The organism is Devosia ureilytica (assembly GCF_024273195.1).
Lineage (GTDB): Bacteria > Pseudomonadota > Alphaproteobacteria > Rhizobiales > Devosiaceae > Devosia > Devosia ureilytica.
The window spans coordinates 500,548-519,547 of sequence record NZ_JAMZCU010000001.1 but is presented as its reverse complement, the minus strand read 5'-3'; the positions used below and the strand labels follow the sequence as shown (position 1 = coordinate 519,547).

16 protein-coding genes and 1 tRNA gene are annotated in these 19,000 nt (G+C 60.9%); 8 read left to right on the top strand and 9 right to left on the bottom strand.

Annotated features, from left to right (window positions below; translation table 11 throughout):
- Positions 1-110: 110 nt before the first annotated feature.
- From NIM87_RS02510 to NIM87_RS02495, 4 genes are all read left to right on the top strand, one after another.
- Positions 111-1,355, top strand: a complete 1,245-nt coding sequence (locus NIM87_RS02510) for a cysteine desulfurase (RefSeq protein ID WP_408640041.1) — start codon at positions 111-113, stop codon at positions 1,353-1,355.
- 11 nt (positions 1,356-1,366) lie between these two features.
- Positions 1,367-1,747 carry an SUF system Fe-S cluster assembly protein gene (locus tag NIM87_RS02505; protein WP_254673042.1) on the top strand — a complete coding sequence of 127 codons (381 nt, stop codon included), beginning with the start codon at positions 1,367-1,369 and terminating at the stop codon, positions 1,745-1,747.
- A gap of 54 nt (positions 1,748-1,801) precedes the next feature.
- Positions 1,802-2,182 carry a HesB/IscA family protein gene (locus NIM87_RS02500; protein WP_254673041.1) on the top strand — a complete coding sequence of 127 codons (381 nt, stop codon included), beginning with the start codon at positions 1,802-1,804 and terminating at the stop codon, positions 2,180-2,182.
- Positions 2,183-2,285: 103 nt separating this feature from the next.
- The gene (locus NIM87_RS02495) at positions 2,286-3,566 is read left to right on the top strand and encodes a 3-phosphoshikimate 1-carboxyvinyltransferase (protein WP_254673040.1); all 1,281 of its coding nucleotides are present in this window, start codon (positions 2,286-2,288) and stop codon (positions 3,564-3,566) included.
- 45 nt (positions 3,567-3,611) lie between these two features.
- Here the strand turns inward: NIM87_RS02495 and NIM87_RS18695 are convergent, their stop codons facing one another.
- From NIM87_RS18695 to parE, 3 genes are all read right to left on the bottom strand, one after another.
- Positions 3,612-4,679, bottom strand: coding sequence for a GGDEF domain-containing protein (locus tag NIM87_RS18695; RefSeq protein ID WP_254673039.1), 1,068 nt, complete (start codon positions 4,677-4,679; stop codon positions 3,612-3,614).
- Between the two features lie 143 nt (positions 4,680-4,822).
- A complete protein-coding gene (locus NIM87_RS02485; protein WP_254673038.1) occupies positions 4,823-6,298 on the bottom strand; it encodes a DEAD/DEAH box helicase in 1,476 nt (491 codons plus the stop codon).
- Positions 6,299-6,634: 336 nt separating this feature from the next.
- The gene (gene parE / locus NIM87_RS02480; RefSeq protein WP_254673037.1) at positions 6,635-8,653 is read right to left on the bottom strand and encodes a DNA topoisomerase IV subunit B; all 2,019 of its coding nucleotides are present in this window, start codon (positions 8,651-8,653) and stop codon (positions 6,635-6,637) included.
- Positions 8,654-9,431: 778 nt separating this feature from the next.
- Between parE and NIM87_RS02475 the strand changes: the two genes are divergently transcribed.
- Entirely contained in the window at positions 9,432-10,937 is a 1,506-nt protein-coding gene (locus tag NIM87_RS02475) for an ABC-F family ATP-binding cassette domain-containing protein (protein WP_332017502.1), read from the top strand.
- 41 nt (positions 10,938-10,978) lie between these two features.
- Here the strand turns inward: NIM87_RS02475 and NIM87_RS02470 are convergent, their stop codons facing one another.
- From NIM87_RS02470 to NIM87_RS02455, 4 genes are all read right to left on the bottom strand, one after another.
- On the bottom strand, positions 10,979-11,332 hold the full coding sequence (locus NIM87_RS02470) for a PRC-barrel domain-containing protein (protein WP_254673307.1): 354 nt from the start codon (positions 11,330-11,332) through the stop codon (positions 10,979-10,981).
- Between the two features lie 351 nt (positions 11,333-11,683).
- Complete coding sequence (tig, locus tag NIM87_RS02465; protein ID WP_254673035.1) at positions 11,684-13,063, bottom strand: trigger factor; 1,380 nt, start codon at positions 13,061-13,063, stop codon at positions 11,684-11,686.
- 48 nt (positions 13,064-13,111) lie between these two features.
- Positions 13,112-13,196: transfer RNA gene (locus NIM87_RS02460), tRNA-Leu, on the bottom strand.
- A 61-nt stretch (positions 13,197-13,257) separates the two neighbouring features.
- Entirely contained in the window at positions 13,258-13,614 is a 357-nt protein-coding gene (locus NIM87_RS02455; RefSeq protein WP_254673034.1) for a nuclear transport factor 2 family protein, read from the bottom strand.
- A 220-nt stretch (positions 13,615-13,834) separates the two neighbouring features.
- Between NIM87_RS02455 and NIM87_RS02450 the strand changes: the two genes are divergently transcribed.
- Both NIM87_RS02450 and glnA read left to right on the top strand, forming a co-directional pair.
- Entirely contained in the window at positions 13,835-14,173 is a 339-nt protein-coding gene (locus NIM87_RS02450; RefSeq protein ID WP_046105125.1) for a P-II family nitrogen regulator, read from the top strand.
- A gap of 67 nt (positions 14,174-14,240) precedes the next feature.
- A complete protein-coding gene (gene glnA, locus NIM87_RS02445) occupies positions 14,241-15,650 on the top strand; it encodes a type I glutamate--ammonia ligase (RefSeq protein WP_254673033.1) in 1,410 nt (469 codons plus the stop codon).
- 83 nt (positions 15,651-15,733) lie between these two features.
- Here the strand turns inward: glnA and NIM87_RS02440 are convergent, their stop codons facing one another.
- On the bottom strand, positions 15,734-16,384 hold the full coding sequence (locus tag NIM87_RS02440; RefSeq protein WP_254673032.1) for a PilZ domain-containing protein: 651 nt from the start codon (positions 16,382-16,384) through the stop codon (positions 15,734-15,736).
- Positions 16,385-16,517: 133 nt separating this feature from the next.
- Positions 16,518-17,165 (bottom strand): PilZ domain-containing protein, encoded by a 648-nt coding sequence (locus tag NIM87_RS02435; protein WP_254673031.1) that lies wholly within the window; start codon positions 17,163-17,165, stop codon positions 16,518-16,520.
- A 156-nt stretch (positions 17,166-17,321) separates the two neighbouring features.
- On the opposite strand from NIM87_RS02435, the gene NIM87_RS02430 reads away from it, so the two are divergent.
- On the top strand, positions 17,322-18,809 hold the full coding sequence (locus NIM87_RS02430) for an NAD(P)H-hydrate dehydratase (RefSeq protein WP_254673030.1): 1,488 nt from the start codon (positions 17,322-17,324) through the stop codon (positions 18,807-18,809).
- Positions 18,810-19,000: the final 191 nt, after the last annotated feature.

Sequence of the window (19,000 nt, the reverse complement as noted above, 5' to 3'; positions counted from 1 at the left end):
GGGTGTGGGGGGGGGGGCGGGGCGGGGGGGGGGCCCCCTTCACGAGCACGGTGCGGAGGAAGGCCCCCTCACCCGACCGAAGACGGTCGACCTCTCCCCCAAAGGGAGAGGTGAAGCAGAGGCAATCCAAAACAATGACCTTCGACCTCGAAAAAATCCGCGCCGACTTTCCGATCCTGTCGGAACAAATCCACGGCCACCGCCTCGTTTATCTCGATAGCGGCGCCTCGGCCCAAAAGCCTGTGCAGGTGCTGGATCGGATGGACCATGCCTTCCGGCACGAATATGCCAATGTGCACCGGGGTCTCCACACGCTCGCCAATCGCGCCACCGAAGGCTACGAGGCTGGCCGCGAAAGCGTGCGCCGCTTCCTCAACGCCGGTCGGGTCGAGGAGATCATCTTCACCCGCTCGGCAACCGAGGCGATCAATCTGGTCGCCTCCTCCTTCTTCGGCCCCCGTATTCTCGAAGGGGACGAGATCGTGACCACGATCATGGAACACCACTCCAATATCGTGCCCTGGCATTTTCACCGCGAACGCAGCGGTGCGGTGATCCGGTTTATCGACGTCGATGACAGCGGCGTGCTCGACATGGACGCCTTCGAGGCCTCGCTGAACGAGCGCACCCGTATCGTCGCGGTTACCCATATGTCCAACGTGCTAGGCACGGTCAACCCGATCAAGGCCATCATCGAGATTGCCCACGCGCGCGGCATTCCGGTGCTGATCGACGGCTCACAGGGTGCCGTCCACACGAGCGTTGATGTCCGCGACCTTGACGCCGATTTCTACATCATGACCGGCCATAAGCTTTATGGCCCCACCGGTATCGGCGTTCTCTACGGCAAATACGAACTGCTTGCCGAGATGCAGCCCTATCAGGGCGGCGGCGAGATGATCGAAACGGTCACGCTTGACGCTGTCACTTATAACGAGCCGCCGCATCGCTTCGAAGCCGGCACCCCGCCCATCGTCCAGGCTATGGGTCTTGGTGCGGCACTCGATTACATGCAGTCCATCGGGCGCGACGCCATCGCTGCCCACGAGCACGACGTTGCGGCCTATGCCCACGAACAATTGTCCCGCATCAATGCCTTGCGCATGATTGGCACGGCGCCCGGCAAGCGCGGCATCTTTTCCTTCGAGATTGCCGGCGCCCATGCCCACGACGTTGCAACGATTCTCGATCGCTACGGCATTGCGGTGCGCGCAGGCACCCATTGCGCCCAGCCGCTGTTGAAACGCTTTGGCGTGACCTCTACATGTCGCGCATCCCTCGCCCTATATAACGGCAAGGATGATGTGGATGCGTTGGTCGATGGCATTGCCCGCGCCCAGAAATTTTTCGCCTGAGGACGACTGACATGAGTGAAGACATCAAGACCGACAATGATGTTCGCATCGCCCCGACCATGCCATCGAGCCTCCCCGAGGGTGAGGTAGAACGCATCACCAGCGATCTCATTGGCGCTCTCAAGACCGTCTATGACCCGGAAATCCCGGTAGACATTTACGAGCTTGGCCTCATCTACCGCGTCGATCTGGATGACGACCGCAACCTGGTTATCGACATGACCCTCACGGCGCCCGGTTGCCCTGTTGCCGGCGAGATGCCCGGCTGGGTGGAGAATGCTGCCCGTGGCGTGGAGGGCGTCCAGGATGTCACCGTCAACATGGTCTTCGATCCGCCTTGGGACGCATCCCGGATGAGCGAAGAGGCTCAAGTTGCTTTGAACTGGTGGTAATTTCGCGCGTTTCACATTATATATCGTGAAACGCCGATCAAAGGTGAATGGCCGATGCCCTTCAAGATCATGTCCCTGAGCGATGCAGCCGCTGAGCGCATCACAGAGATCATTGAAGATTCCGATAGCCCAGTCGTCGGGCTGCGTGTCGGCATCAAGAATGCCGGCTGCGCCGGCGTTTCCTACACCATGGACTATGTTGCCGAGCCGCTGGCTGGCGATGACCATGTCAACGACAAGGGCATCGACGTCTGGGTCGATCCCAAGGCCACCATGTATCTGCTGGGCACCATCATGGATTTTGAGTCCAGCAAGATGGGCTCGAGCTTTACCTTCAAGAACCCCAACCAGACCGGCGCCTGCGGCTGCGGCGAAAGCGTTACGCTCGCCCCCGCCGATCTCAAGGCCTTGGCCGAGGCGCGGGCAGGGGCGTAGGCCGCTGTTTTCCCTTCTCCCTTTGGCGGAGAGGGGGCCCGAAGGGCGGATGAGGTATCTTCCCGTTGCGGAAATAGTCTCGCTGGTGCATTGATCCCGCATCATGACCGATGCCCTTCCTCCCGCCCTCGCCATCACACCTCCCAATCGTCCACTTTCCGGTCGCGTTTCGCCGCCCGGCAGCAAGTCGATTACCAATCGGGCGCTGCTGCTTGCGGCCATGGCTGAAGGCACCAGCCGGTTGACCGGCGCGCTCAAGAGCAAGGACACCGTGCTCATGGCTCGGGCGTTGCGCGACATGGGCGTCACCATTGATGAGCCCGATGCCACGAGCTTTCTGGTCACCAGCACCGGCCGGCTCAACGCTCCCGCTGCGCCGCTTTCCCTTGGTAATGCCGGCACTGCCACGCGCTTTCTCACGGCCGCTGTCGCCACTATTGAAGGTACTGTCGTCATCGATGGCGACGAGGACATGCGCCTCCGGCCCATCAAACCGCTGGTGGACGCTCTCATCGCTCTGGGCATCGACGCTGAAAGCCCGACGGGCTGCCCGCCGGTGACCATTCACGGCACTGGCCGCTTCGGGTCGGGCAGGGTGGAAATCGATGCTTCTCTGTCTAGCCAATATGTGTCCGCGTTGCTGATGGCCGCCCCCTTTGGCGATGGACCCATTGAGGTAGCCTTGGCCGGCAAGGATATTGGCGCCCGCGGCTATGTCGATCTCACCCTTGCCGCCATGCGCGCCTTTGGCGCCAAGGTGGACAGCCGCGACGACGGTTCCTGGCTGGTGCAGCCGACCGGCTACAAAGCCACCGACTTCCACATCGAGCCCGATGCCTCCGCTGCGACCTATTTGTGGGGCATTGAGGCGCTTACGGGCGGCAGGATCGATCTGGGCGTGGCTGAAGGGGCCTTCACCCAGCCAGATGCCGCAGCTCAGGCTGTCATCGCCCAATTCCCCGATATGCCCGAAGTCATCGACGGCTCGCAGATGCAGGATGCAGTTCCGACAATCGCCGTCGTCGCTGCCTTCAACAATCGACCCGTGAGGTTCGTTGGCATCGCCAATCTGCGGGTCAAGGAAACCGATCGCATCCGTGCTGTCGCCAATGAGCTCAACCGGATCATGCCTGGTCTGGCGCGGGAGGAGGGGGACGACCTGCTCGTCGCTTCCGACCCGGATCTGGCCAGCAAGCTCGCCGGCCGCAATGCCCGTGCCAGGATCGAAACCTATCACGACCACCGGATTGCCATGAGTTTTGCTCTGGCGGGCCTGCGCGTGCCCGGCATTGTGATTCTCGATCCCGCCTGTACGGGCAAGACCTATCCTGACTATTGGGACATGCTGGCAGGGCTGGGCGTCGAACTGATACCGACAGCCTGACCGCACGCACGACCGGGACGTTATGCGCGGAAAGCAGGTACGCGTTTAGGCGGCCGAGACGCCTTTTGCCGGGATTTCGTCGATTTCGACCAGTTCCGTCTCGCTCACCACACGGTTACGGCCTGCATGTTTTGCCGCATATAGGCACCTGTCGGCGCGCTCGATGAACGACATCGCATTATCAGACGAGTTGAATGTGGCAACGCCGAACGATGCGGTGATCCGCCCCAGCTTTTCGTTGGTAGAGCGCTTGAGAAGTTCCTTGGCCTGAATAGCCTTGCGGACATTCTCGGCAACGATCACGGCGCCTTCCAGATCGGTGGAGGGCAGGACGGCCACGAATTCCTCGCCGCCGTATCGCGCCGCCAGGTCCTTGCCCTTGATGTTGGACTTCAAGGTCATCGCTACAAGGCGCAACACCTGATCACCCGTTTGGTGCCCATAGGTGTCATTGAAATTCTTGAAATGATCGATGTCGAGCAGGATCAGGCTAAGCGGACCGCGAGACTTGTCCGCTTCGCGAATGGCGTCCTCAAGCCCCTCGTCGAAGCTCTTGCGATTGGCAATCTTGGTCAGGGAGTCGAGCATGGACTCGCGGCGCACGTCATCGAGATCGCGCTGCAGGGCCGCAATATCCTCGCGCGAGGCTTCGAGCTTGATTTCCAGCTGCCTATTGGTGTCCTGCATGCGGCGGGTTTCCGACAGGAGCCGTGTGGCCAGCAGCCGCATGTCGTCGCCGCTCAGATCACGCTCGAGGTCCCCGGTGGCTGATTGCAGCGAACCGGAATAGGCGTTTGCCGTCGTCATGGCGCTGTCGATGGCCTCATGCACGGCCTCGATACGCGCATGCATGCGCTCCGAAACACTCGACATGCGGTCATTGACGTCGGATTTCAGAAATTCGTTGTAGAGCGTCTCAGCCAGATCCGCCGAAGGAACCGTCCCGCTTCGGAAAATGGTGTTGATCCGATTGTTCAGGGATGGATTGACGCCAGTCGCATAGGTGTAGAGCAGTTCATAGAATTGCGGATAGGGCGGAATCCCGCTCCGCTTCAGCAGATCAAACGCCGCATTGGCGTAGCCCAGCGTACGCGTAAATTCTTGGTCCGACACTGCCCACCCCGCGCGCCGTTGCGCCCTGCCCGGATCGTGTTCCGTTTTTATGAGTCGTTGCTACTAGATACAGCCCTGGCCCCCCTAAACACAACCTCGTGTTCACAAGATTCGGGCTGGATTTGGCCAATAATGCTGACGTTTTACTGCGAAAGGCGGGTGGAGCGAAGTAAGAACGCCGGAATTGGTCCGGCATCGCCAAATGGCGAGTCGGCGGCTGCTTGTTCGGGCTTCCGCGAGGCGCGCTGGCGACTGTTGCTCTTCGGCGCTGCCGGCTCGGCCGCAGCGGATCGCACAGCGGCCGACGGCCTCTCGGCGGCCGGACGTTCGGCGGGCGCAGCCGCTTCAACCGGTGTTGCACGCTCTGTGGTTGCATTCTGCTCGCGCGGCGCCCTGGCGGGCGGGCGGGTAGCACGTCCGCGACGCCCGCGGCTTGGCTTTGCTTCCGCGCCGTCTGCCTGTTCTTCGCTGGCGGCTGGCTTGGCCGTCTTGACGTCATCCAGCCAGTCGATTGGCTTCTGGATCAATTTGAGAATGGCATCGAGATGCTTGCCATCGGCCGGGGCAACCAAGGTATAGGCGACCCCCGAGCGGCCGGCGCGACCAGTACGGCCAATGCGGTGCACATAGTCTTCGGCATGCACCGGCACGTCGAAATTGAACACATGGCTCACGGCAGGAATATCGAGACCACGGGCGGCAACATCACTGGCCACCAGCAAGGTGAGCTTGTTGGTCTTGAAGGCGTCCAGCGTCTCCATGCGGCTCTTCTGGTCCATGTCGCCATGCAGCGAACCGGCAGAATAGCCATGCCGTTCGAGCGAGCGCGCCAGGGTGGCGACGTCGCGTTTGCGGTTGCAGAAGATAATGGCGTTGGTCAGCCCTTCGGAGGCGTCGATGCGGGCCCGCAGCGCAGCGCGCTTTTCGTCCGGCTTTGAAGACACCTTGACCAGCTTCTGGTCGATAGTATCGGCCGTAGAGGCTGCTCGAGACACCTGCACATGCACGGGGTCCTTGAGAAACTTCTTGGTCAGGCGCTCGATCTGCGCATCCATGGTCGCGGAGAACAACATGGTCTGGCGACGCGGCGGCAAGCGGTTGACGATCTTTTCGATGTCATCAATGAAGCCCATGTCCAGCATGCGGTCGGCTTCGTCGATGACGAGGATTTCTACGCCATTGAGCATGATCTTGCCGCGCTCGATCTGGTCGAGCAGACGGCCGGGCGTGGCAATCAGCACATCCACGCCGCGATCAAGCTTCTTGTTCTGGTCTTCAAAGGACACGCCGCCGATGATCAGCGCCATCGAAAGGCGATGGTTCTTGCCGTACTTCTCGAAATTCTCGGAGACCTGCGCTGCGAGTTCGCGCGTCGGCTCCAGAATGAGCGTACGGGGCATGCGAGCGCGGGCGCGGCCGTTTTCCAGCAGGGTCAGCATCGGCAGCACGAAGCTCGCCGTCTTGCCGGTGCCCGTCTGCGCAATGCCGATCAGGTCCTTCTTTTGCAGAAGGTGCGGAATAGCCTGGGCCTGGATTTCAGTTGGCTTTGTATAGCCAGCTGCGGCCACTGCATCGGTAACCTTGCTGGAGAGTCCCAGTCCGGAAAAGTCGTCGGTCAAGTCGGTCGTTCCACTCAGCGGTGCTGGCCGATGCCTGGCCGGGCCGAAGAACTCGGGCCGGTGCGCCGGTCATTGGAGTTGTACAAGGCCCGCCCGTGGGGCGCGCGGCCCTTGCATGGCTGCGGATGGAAAGGAAGTACTGCTAGCATCCGCAGATGAACACCGGAACGGCGGCCGAAACCGGCCTGGCGCCAATGTTCCGCTGGCTCCTCAACGCAAGCGAACGGTACAAGTGCCGCCCGCCATTGGGATATGCCAGCGGCGCGGACCATAGCGCAAACCCCTTGACTGTCAACGGTTATGGGCATTTGCGTGGCCAACGCGGTTAAGGACGGCTCAGATGTCGAGGTCAGTGACGAAGGCTGCGTTCTCTTGGATGAACTCGAAACGCGCTTCCGGCTTGGTTCCCATCAGGCGGTCGACGGTGTTCCTGGTGGCGTCGCGGTCATCCAGGATCTTCACTTGCAGCAACGTCCGCGACTTCGGCGACATGGTCGTTTCGCGCAGATGTGCGAACGGCATTTCGCCCAGGCCCTTGAACCGGGTGATGTCCACCTTCCCCTTGCCGGTGAACTCGGTCTCCATCAGCACGTTCTTGTGTGCATCGTCACGGGCATAGAGTGTCTTGCCGCCCTGGCTGATGCGATAGAGCGGGGGCAGGGCGAGATAGAGATGTCCGTTCTCGATCAGCCGCGGCATCTCCTGGAAGAAGAAGGTGATCAGCAGCGAAGCGATATGGGCGCCGTCGACGTCAGCATCGGTCATGATGATGATCTTGTCGTAGCGCAGGTCGTCCTCTGTATAGCGATCCCTCGTGCCGCAACCCAGCGCCTGAATGAGATCGGCAATCAACTGGTTGGCCGCCAACTTGTCGCGGCTGGCGCCCGCAACGTTGAGAATTTTGCCGCGCAGCGGCAGCACTGCCTGATTGGCGCGGCTGCGGGCCTGTTTTGCGGAGCCACCAGCCGAATCGCCCTCGACGATGAAGAGTTCCGCGCCCTGTGCCGCATTCTGCGTGCAATCGGCCAGCTTGCCCGGCAGGCGCAATTTGCGTGTTGCGCTGGCCCGGTCAATCTCCTTTTCCTTGCGGCGGCGCATGCGTTCATCAGCGCGTTCCAGGGCCCAGTCCAGGAGCTTGCCGGCCTGCTGTGGTGACGCTGCCAGCCAGTGGTCAAAGGCATCACGCAACGCGGTATCCACGATGCGCGTCGCCTCGCCCGACGCCAGCTTATCCTTTGTTTGGCCAACGAATTCCGGCTCGCGCACGAACACCGACAGCATAACCGCGCATGAGGTCAGCACGTCCTCCGCCGTAAGATTGGCCGCGCCCTTGTTCTTGGTCAGCTCCGCATAGCCCTTAAGCCCGCGCAAAAGCGCCATCCGCATGCCGGCCTCATGCGTGCCGCCGTCCGGGGTCGGCACGGTATTGCAATAGCTCTGCACGCCGCCGTCGCCGATGGTCCAGGCAATGGCCCATTCAACCGACCCATGGCTGCCCGGACGCCCGCTCTTGCCCGAGAAGATGTCGTCGGTGATCCGCGTCTCGCCCTCGATGCGGGCGGTCATATAGTCCTTAAGACCATCGGGATAATGGAACACCGCCTTGGCAGGCACTTCTTCGTTGGCCAGGCTCTCGTCGCAACTCCAGCGCAGTTCGACGCCGCCAAACAGATAGGCCTTGGCCCGCGTCATGCGGAAAATGCGGCCAGCCGAAAAATGGGCCGCCGGCCCAAAGATTTGTGGATCGGGGTGGAAGCGCGTGGTGGTGCCGCGCCGGTTCTGCACCCGCCCTACATTGATCACGTCCTCGACAACATGACCGCGCGAAAACTGAATGCGATAGAGCTGCTGGTCGCGGGCGACTTCAACCACCATATCGTCGGAAAGCGCGTTCACCACCGAGACGCCAACGCCGTGCAATCCGCCTGAAGTTTCATAGGCTTTGCTGTCGAACTTACCACCGGCGTGCAGGACGGTGTGCACGATTTCCAGCGTCGAGCGGTTTGGGAATTTGGGGTGCTTTTCGACCGGGATGCCGCGCCCATTATCGGTAACCGTTATGTAGCCGTCCGTGCCCAGATGCACCTCGATGCGGGTGGCGTGACCGGCAATGGCCTCGTCCATGGAATTGTCGATCACCTCGGCAAACAGGTGATGGTAGGCGTTGATATCGGTGCCCCCGATATACATGCCCGGGCGTCGCCGGACGGGCTCAAGTCCTTCCAGAATCTCAATATCTGATGCGCCATAGGCTTCCGGCGTCGCCGTCGTTGCCCGGACCGCCGGCTTGGCGGGCGTGGGCTCCTTTGGCGTCTCAGGGACAGGGGCGGCGCTTCCGAAGAGATCTGGCGACATGCACGTTCCATAGGTTCAGCCCGAATCGGGCAGGTCCAATATCTAGCATATAGCAGGCGTTTCCACGGGTCTGGCCGCTGAGCCAATTCCCACAACTGAACCGGGGCCGGGACCGTCAAGATGAACGGATGCTGAACACGAAACGGCGGTCCGGTCCATTCCCGGTGCGCGTTCCGATTGAAACAGTTTCGTCCCAAGATAGGGCGCCGGATTTACGCCTCGTTTCCTTCTTGGGAGCACTTTCTTAAGTGCGTCCTGATAGACAGATGGACATACGGTTTATGTCTGGAGTTGCCGTATGCGAACCGAACTGCCGGGTATTGCGTATCAATCGGCCAAGGTTGGTTCAGCGTCTCTCGGATATTGGCCGACAGCCGGATTTGGTAGTATTGCGTACCGGCTGGCCAGTTTCCGTGTCTCGCGTCTTGGCGCCCTCATCGGCGCCAGCCTTTTTTTCTACATAGCATAACCTTGCTTGCGCTGCCTCGGCAGCGTGGGTTAGGGTTTTGCTGTTGGTGCGCCGAGCAGGCGCGCTGAACTATCGTCCACACAAGACGGGAGGGCTGCATGACTGTTTTTCAAACGCATCGCACGCGTGGCCCCGTTTTCGCCCTGCGGCATGAGCTGCAGGGCTGACCAGGACTGGTCCGGACGAGATACTTCGTACCCGATCCTCTGGTTTGCCCTTCATGGCGACCTGGCACAGGCCAGTCGCCGGATTGATGGCAATGGCGCCTTGCATGAAGCGGCGCCGATCCAGTGAGTAGACACCATGGGCATGATCAGCCTCCGAAATGCCGGCCACCGCGCGGGCGACCTCCTGTTCTCCAATCTCAACCTCGTCATTGCCGAGGGTGATCGCGTCGGTCTCGTCGCGCCCAATGGCCGAGGCAAGACCACGCTGCTACGGGCCATGGCCGGGTTGTCCGAATTGACCGAAGGCGAGATCGCGCGCTCGCGCGGTCTCGCGATGGGTTATGTTCCTCAAGAGGTGCCAGGCAACGCCTTGTCCCAGACCTTGACCGCATTCGTCGGGTCGGCGCTCGATGCCGCGACACAGGATGCCGAGAGCTGGCGCGTCGACGTCGTGCTCGACGAATTGTCCATCCCGCTCGAGTTTCGGGAGAAACCGCTTGGCGAACTCAGTGGCGGCTGGCAGCGCATGGCTCTCCTGGCCCGCGCCTGGGTCACTCAGCCTGATGCCCTGCTGATGGACGAACCGACCAATCACCTCGACCTTGGCCGCATCATGATGCTCGAGGAATGGCTCTCTTACGCTGCGCGAACCCTGCCGGTGGTCATCGCCAGCCACGACCGCGCCTTCCTCGATGCGACCACCAATCGCACCCTGTTCCTCAGGCCCAGCGAGCAAGTCTATCTGCCGCTGGCCTATTCGGCGGCACGCGCCGAACTCGATCAGATCGATGCCGCGACCGAGGCCCAGCGCGAACGCGACCTCAAGCAGGCTGCACAGCTTCGGAAACAGGCTGCCAAGCTCACCAATATCGGCATCAACTCGGGCAGTGATCTCCTCACGGTCAAATCCAAGCAATTGCGCGACCGGGCCGAAAAGATCGAAACCCAGGTGCACGAGGTCCACCGCGACCGCACCGGACTTGTGCGGCTCGGGAATAGCGGGGCCGAGGCCAAGGTGATGATGGCCTTCGAGAATGTGCCCATTGCCACGCCTGATGGCCGGCCGCTCTTTACCGTGGACAAGCTCCATATTTTCCAGGGTGACCGTATCGTGCTCCTGGGGCGCAATGGCACCGGAAAATCGCAATTCATGCGGGTCGTCACTGACGCTTTGGCAGGATCGGTGCCCGCCGGGTTACGCATTAGTCCCCAACTGGCGCCGGGCTACCTTGACCAGGCGCTCGCCTGGCTTCCACTCGATCCGTCGCCGCTGGACTATATCCTGCACCGCTTCGATGAGGGTGATCGCCGAACGATTGCGCTGCTGGCTGGTGCCGGCTTTCCGCCGGACCGTCAGGGAAAGCCGATCCGCACCATGTCACTGGGCCAGCGCGCCCGGCTGGCTCTGCTGGCGCTGCGGCTGCAGCAGCCCAATTTCTACCTGCTCGACGAGCCGACCAATCATCTCGACATACCCGGGCAGGAACAGCTTGAGGACGATATTCGGGAGCAGGGGGCCACGAGCATTCTGGTTACCCACGACCGCGCCTTCCTCAAGGCCATCGGCACCCGCTATCTGCTCATTGAGCGCAAGAAGCTGGTTGAAGTGGATGGGCCGGACCGGTTCTTCAGCGAAATGGCCGCCTGATACAAAAGGGGCGCCCATGTGGCGCCCCTCAGCTCAGCCGATCAGTGATGACGGTGTTCCGGCATGTCCTCGAGGTCCTTGCGTGTCCAGAGCGTGACCGCATGCACATGTCCCGCCTCGTCGCGCATGAAATCGAGACTGACCATGCTCACGGCCACGGGCTTGGCGCCTAATCCAAGGAAGCCGCCGACATCGACGATGACCTGGGCGCTTGGTCCGCTGCCATGCAGATGCGAGACCTTGCCAATCTCCTGGTTGTCGGCGCCGTAAATGGTCGCGCCCTCAAGTGTCTCGGGCACCAGCTCGTGCTCCATGAGCTTATGGTGTCGGGAGTGGTCGAGCGTTGGGTTTGTGAGCCCAGCGCCGTCATTCCGGCCGTTTTGAAGATTGGGCATGGTCCGCTCCAGGCGGTCCAAGGCCAGTGTCACGCGCAGTGCAATGCTGGGGTCATAGTCGTGATCGGGGCTGGTGCGCTCATAGTCGCGCAACTCATCGGTGGTGATCCCGGCTTCGGCGGCGAACTGATCGGGGTCGAGGCCAAGCGAAAGCCGACGATTGTGATCCCCCTTGGGCTGGTAGGGTGAGTCCGAACTATATTGGGTCATGGCAATTCCTCCTGTTCCTGTCTGGAACAAGTGCCGTGACGGCAAATGGTTCAATGTCAGCAGGACGACCGCGTTCACATCGTTCCGCGCAACAAAAAAGGCCGCCCGAAGGCGGCCTTTTCAATTCTTGGGCGCTCCACCTTAGTGGTGGTGCTCCTCAGGAACTTCATCCTCGTCAGCCTGGATCAGCTTGGCGAGTTCTTCGCGGGTCATCTTCTTGTCAGTGACCTTGCCCAGTTCGATGATGTGATCGACGACCTTGTTCTCGAAAATGGGAGCGCGGAGGCTCGCAAGGGCCTGCGGGTTCTTGCGGTAGTAGTCGTAAACCTGCTGTTCCTGGCCCTGGAAGCGACGGACCTCAGCGATCAGCGCCTGCTGATGCTCTTCGTCGGTCACCTGAACTTCGCTCTGGTTGCCGATTTCGGCAACAACCAGGCCCAGGCGCACACGGCGCTCGGCGATCCGCTGGTACTGTTCCTTGGCGGCTTCCTCGGTGGTGCCTTCGTCTTCGAAGGACCGGCCGTGGTGCTCGATCTCGTGCACAACGCGCTGCCAGATGGTGTTGAATTCGGCTTCGACCAGCTGCGCCGGCACGTCGAACTTGTGACCATCATCCAGAGCATCCAGAACCTGACGCTTCAGGTGCTGACGGCCCATCGAGGCCAGGGCGTTTTCCATCTGGTCGCGAACGGCCTTGCGCAGCGCGGCAACGTCTTCAAGACCAAGGCGCTTGGCGAAATCGTCATCCAGCTCGCCAGCATTGGGGCCATCGACATGGAGAACATTGACGTCGAACACGGCCTTCTTACCGGCCAGCTCTTCGTTCTGGTAATCCTTGGGGAAGGTTACCTTCACTTCGCGGGTTTCGCCCTTCTTGGCGCCGATCAGCTGCTCTTCAAAACCGGGGATGAATTCACCCGAACCCACGGTCAGGTGCGCATGGTCGGAGGTACCGCCATCGAATTCCTTGCCGTCGATCTTGCCGACAAACGAGAGACCGAGATAGTCGCCGTTCTCGACCACGCCATCGTCACCCTTGGTGGTGTAGCCGCGGTTCTGTGCGAAAACGCGGTTCACTTCGGTGTCGACTTCCTCTTCGGAAACTTCGACCACGGGCTTGGTGAGCTTGACACCCTTGATATCCATCAGCGTGACGGCGGGCAGAATTTCATATTCGACCTCGAACGCCAGGTCCGACTTGCCATCCAGAACGTCGTTGATGACGGTCTGGTCCTGCGGCAAGTCAACCTTGGGCTGGGCCGCGGCGCGTTCTTCGCGCTTGTCCAGCGTGTCGGACACGGTCGAATTGATCGCATCGGTCATCACTTCGGACATGGCCGAACGACCATAGACCTTCTTGAGATGCGCGGTCGGCACCTTGCCGGGGCGGAAGCCCTTGATATTGGCCTGGCCCTTGAGCTCAGCGAGCTTGGCGTCGAGGCGCGAATTGAGGTCCGCTGCCGGAATGGTGACGCTGAGCTTGCGCTTCAGGCCTTCGTTGAGGGTCTCGGTTACCTGCATTGGGGTCAAATCCCGTATTGATTCAATTCATTGGGCCGGAGGCCGTAATGGTGCGGGTGAGAGGACTCGAACCTCCACGCCTTGCGGCGCTGGAACCTAAATCCAGTGCGTCTACCAGTTCCGCCACACCCGCATGGGTCCCCGTCGGCCGGGTTGGCGTTGCATCTATATGAAGAGTGTATGGCAGTCAAAGCCTAGCTTGGAGATTTGGCGGGAATGAAGAAGACCTTTTCGATAAGTCCGTCCTTCACGAAGAACATCACAGTCGTTTCTACGGGCTCCGGACCAAGGCCGTGGATCAGTTCATGATCAATGACGGTTTCACCAACAACCAGGCGTTGCAGCAATTCCGCGCGCAATCGGGCGTGAATAAACCTGTTGGTGGCATAGAAGTCGCCGAAAGCGGTTTTACCATCGAGCAAAAGGGTCATGTCTGGCAGTCGATAGCTGCGAACCGTGTCTGAAAAGGCCGTCAGGAAGCGGCCGAGATCACGGTCATTGTAAGCCGCCAATTGGAGTTCGACGCATTCAAGTGGCGTCATTTTGGTCATTTTTGCTTCCTTGGGATCATGCGCCCGGCACATCCGTGATTAAAATATAGTCATCATGGCTAGTTTTGGGTCACACGGCATGGGGCTTGGTGCCACGTCATCCATCACTGGGCGGTTCAAGTTGTTGATCATAAACAACTATCTGCCCTAGCTGCTGGCTGGCACAGGCCGTGCATACCATTTGGCCGGTAACCGCCGAAAACGGCCAGTGGAGGCACAGTTGAAAAAAATCGAGGCTATCGTAAAGCCATTCAAGCTCGACGAAGTCAAAGAAGCACTGCAGGAAGTTGGCCTGCAGGGCATCACCGTGACCGAGGCCAAGGGTTTCGGGCGCCAGAAAGGCCATACCGAGCTCTATCGCGGCGCCGAATATGTGGTGGATTTTCTGCCCAAGGTAAAAGTCGAAGTGGTTTGCCCCGACGATCTGGCCGAAAAGGCCATCGAGGCCATCCGCACCGCTGCGCAAACAGGTCGCATCGGTGACGGCAAGATCTTCGTCTATTCCATCGAACAGGCCATCCGTATTCGTACCGGCGAATTCGGCGACGACGCGCTCTGAAGCCTCCCTTCAGACGCCAATCGCCACAAACAGCAACACGCATCCGATTTAGACAGGGGAAGACCTAATGACCACCGGAGCAGACATTGTCCAGCGCATGAAGGACGAGAACATCAAGTATCTCGACGTGCGCTTCACCGACCTGCGCGGCAAGCTGCAGCACGTCACCATGGACGCATCGGTGGTTGATGCCGACATGTTCGAAGAAGGCGTCATGTTTGACGGCTCCTCGATCGCTGGCTGGAAGGCCATCAACGAGTCCGACATGGTGCTGATGCCCGATCCGAACTCGGCCTATATGGACCCGTTCTTCGCGGCCTCGACCCTCGCCATCAACTGCGACATTCTTGAGCCCGCCACCTACCAGCCCTACAACCGCGACCCGCGCTCCATTGCCAAGAAGGCCGAAGCCCTGGTCAAGTCCAGCGGTGTTGGTGACTCTGTGGTGTTCGGCCCAGAGCCCGAATTCTTCCTTTTCGACGACGTGAAGTACTCCAACACCACCTATGATGTTGGCTTCAAGATCGACGCGAGCGAACTGCCCACCAACAACAATGCTGAGTACGAAGGCGGCAACAACGGCCACCACATCGGCCTCAAGAAGGGCTATTTCCCGGTTCCGCCGCTGGACAGCGCCCAGGACATCCGTGGTGAAATGCTCGAAGCCATGGGCTCGATGGGCGTCATCATCGAAAAGCACCACCACGAAGTGGCCTCGGCACAGCATGAACTTGGCCTCAAGTTCAAGCCGATGATCCAGTCGGCCGACGACGTGCTGATCTACAAATACGCCGTGCAGCAGGTTGCCAATGCCTATGGCAAGACCGCAACCTTCATGCCTAAGCCTGTCTATGGCGACAACGGCTCGGGCATGCACTGCCACCAGTCGATCTGGAAGGACGGCAAGCCGCTCTTCGCTGGCGACCAGTATGCTGGCCTGTCGATGGAATGCCTCTACTACATCGGCGGCGTGATCAAGCATGCCAAGGCCATCAATGCCTTCACCAACCCGACCACCAACTCCTACAAGCGTCTGGTGCCCGGCTTCGAAGCCCCCGTGCTGCTGGCCTATTCGGCTCGCAACCGCTCGGCCTCGTGCCGTATCCCCTTCGGCCAGTCGCCGAAGTCCAAGCGCGTGGAAGTGCGTTTCCCCGATCCGCTGGCCAACCCGTACCTGGCCTTCACCGCGCTGCTGATGGCCGGCCTCGATGGCATCAAGAACAAGATCCACCCCGGCGACCCGATGGACAAGGATCTCTACGAGCTGCCCAAGGAAGAGCTCAAGGAAATCCCGACCGTTGCAGCCTCGCTGCGTGAGGCCCTGGAATGCCTTTCGGCAGGCCGCGACTTCCTCAAGGTTGGCGGCGTCATGGATGACGATTTCATCGACAGCTACATCGACCTCAAGATGCAGGAAGTGATCAAGTTCGAGCACACCCCGCACCCGGTCGAGTACGAAATGTACTACTCCGCCTAAGCGGACCCATACCCAATGTGAAAAGGGGCCTTCCGGGGCCCCTTTTTGTTGGTCTCAATAGCACGCGGCGGGGGTGGCGGGGGTCAAACCGCGCGGAATGTTCGGCGCATGACATCGCGCCACTCTTCTGGCGCTTCGAGCAGGCCCTCGATATTGTCCGCGCTCTGTGGCTCGAAGAAGCGCACCGCAAAGCCGAAGTCGAACAGCCGGACCACTTCGCCGGTCACTCGCCCGACCGTGACGATCTCGCCAACCGCCGGCTGGAACGCCGCCGAAACCGCTGCGCCCGAAATCGAATAGTCAACGATCAGGCATGGCTGCGACCAGTTGTCGGGGCGGGCGATAACCGTGCGCGGGTTGCTGGGCATGACACGCTGCGCGGAGCGGCGGTCGCTGGTCGTCGTCCACAGGTTCTCGCTGAAATTGGTAATCTTGGAATTGAGCTTGTCGCGCTCTGCCGCACTTTGCTCGAGACCTATTTCAAACCCGTCTTCAAACTGGCGTGCGACGGTCCCTGTCAGGGTTCCGAAGGACGCGAAGCTGACGGACACCGGTTCGCCAATCTGTGGGATGACCGGCGCGGTCATGCGCAGGCTGTCACTGCAGATCATGCGGAGCCGACAGGCAAACAGATTGATGCCTGGATGGCTGGGCTGTGCGCCGATGACATAGCGCCCTGCCACGGTGGTTATGCCGTGCAAGGCAATCGTTGGACGTTCCAGATCTTCGGACAAGGCCGACCTCCCTCCGGTGGTCGGATGAGCATGCCCATGCCCCGTCAATGCGGACTTGCACCATTTGATTGCAATTTATCGAATGGGCCATCCGTTGGAAAAATGTGATCGGCCGTCAGGTGTCCGCAGGCGCTTAATCGGCTGGGGGCTTGATCAGCGCTTCCAGTTCTTCAAATTCCTGTTCCTGGACGAACTGCACGGCAAAGCCCACATCCAGGTGCCGCACCACACGCGCAACGATCCGTCCCAGCGCCATGGGCGTGCCGATATCGGGCCAATAGTGGGCGGAGACGGCCGCGCCCGAGCGTGACACGTCGACGACGAAACAGGGCACCCGCTGGCCATCGGCAAGGCAGATGAGGCTGCGCGGGTCGCGCGGCTGAATACGCCTGTGCTCGCGCTTGTCGGGTACCTGGGCGTGCACATGCTTCTTGTGCCACTCGATCTTGGCGCCCAGCTTCTCGCGCTCGCCATCGGTCAATTGCAGGTCGGTTACAAAGCCAGAGGCGAGGCGTCTGGTTATGCGCCCACGCAGAATGCCGAATTCGTTGAAGTGGGACGACACCACTTCTCCCTCCTTGCCCACGACCGGGCCGACCGCCACCAGCATGCGCGTTGATATGGAACACAAGCGGCAGGCATAGACCGGCACCTTGTCGTCAGGAGTCCGCCGGCGGTCTGGCAGGGCATAGCGCCCGGCCAGTGCTCCGATAAAGCGGACATCGTTCCACTTGAAATTCGCGCGCAGACTTTCGTCGTCAAGTGCGGCGGTCAACGTCATAGGGCTCCCCTCCCAATGGCCATAACCGAAAGCAAGATTATCGAGCGAGTCCTTAAGGATTTCTCCCAATAGGCGCTCACTGGACCGCGGGCCGTAAATTTGATCCTAATCCGAACGGTCGAAACCCACGCACCTTTGGATTTGAATCGAAATTCCATGGCTACTGAGCAAATTCATCGCGTCCTGTTCCCCCTGGAGATGGCGCAGGCCGACCGGCTGGCAATCGCCTCTGGCGTGCCCTCCCTTGCCCTCATGGAGGCCGCAGGACGGGCGGTAACCGATCAGATACTGCTCGGTTACCGGACGTGTGCAGTGCTGGTGCTCTGTGGGCCCGGCAATAACGGCGGCGATGGCTTTGTGGTCGCGCGGCAGCTGAAAGCGGCGGGTTGGCCTGTTCGGCTCTGGCTTTCGACCAGGCCGGACGCACTCAAGGGCGACGCAGCTGCCATGGCAGCGCAGTGGAGCGGTCCGGTGGAGGGGCCCGAGCCGCCTGACTTAAATGGTGTGCAGTTGATTGTTGATGCCATTCTGGGGGCCGGGCTGGACCGGAACATTGTCGGGCCGCTCGCGCAGACAATCGCGTCCGTGAACGCTGTCGCCGCCCCCGTTGTCAGCATCGATATCCCCAGCGGCATCGATGGCAGCACCGGAGCGGTGCGGGGTGCCGCCATCTCAGCCCAAACCACGGTGACCTTCTTCCGACGCAAGCCGGGCCATCTGTTGTTGCCAGGGCGCGCCCATTGCGGGAGCCTCGTTTGTGCCGACATCGGCATTCCCGACGCCGTGCTTGATGCCATCCCCAGCCGCACATGGCATAACCGCCCCGGACTCTGGAGTATTCCGAAGCCGCGAGCGGAAGATCACAAGTTTGATCGTGGCCATGTTGTCGTCGTCTCGGGCGGCCCTTTGCAGACTGGCGCGGCACGACTGGCGGCTCTCGGCGCCTTCCGCGTCGGTGCCGGACTGGTGACCCTTGTAGGTGCCGAGGATGCCCTCAGGGTCCACGCGGCCCATGTCACCGCAATCATGCTGAAGACCGCTGAAACGGCCCCCCAATTGGCCGACATTCTTGCGGACACGAGAATCAACGCAGCCGTCATTGGTCCCGCGGCCGGAACGGGGGAGCCGACCCGCAAAGACGTTGAAGTACTGCTCGCCGCGAGCGCAGCGTCGGTCCTAGATGCCGATGCCCTGACAAGCTTCGCAGACAACCCCGACCACCTTTGGCAACTGATCGCAGTGCGGGACGCCCCCGTAGTGCTCACGCCCCATGAGGGCGAATTTGAGCGTCTCTTTGGTCAAGTGACCGGCAGCAAGCTGGAGCGTGCCCGGGCCGCCGCGACACAATCGGGGGCCATAGTGGTGCTCAAGGGCAGTGACACTGTTATCGCCGCGCCCGATGGCCGGGCCGCCATTTCGGACAATGCACCGGCGTGGCTTGGCACCGCAGGGGCAGGGGATGTCCTTGCCGGCATTATTGCCGGGCTGCTGGGGCAGGGTATGTCCGGTTTCGAGGCCGCCTGCGCCGGTGTCTGGCTGCACGCAGAGGCGGCCAGCCAGTTTGGCGGTCCGGGCATGCTGAGCGAAGACCTGCCCAATCTGCTTCCCGGCGTGCTTGCCCGCATGCTTGCTGAGCCCGCTTAGTGGATGCCGCCCGGGTGCCGATTTGCCGTAAAATTTCCCTTTTCCCCGCCAGTGAGCAAAGCGGGGACAATCCCCAGGCAATGCCGGGATTTGACCTTATCCGGGCTTGCAGGGCCAATTTTTCCGGTCCATTAACAGCTTTGCACCGTCGGGCAGCCGAAAACCCCCGGATTTCCTTGCGCTAAGCGCAG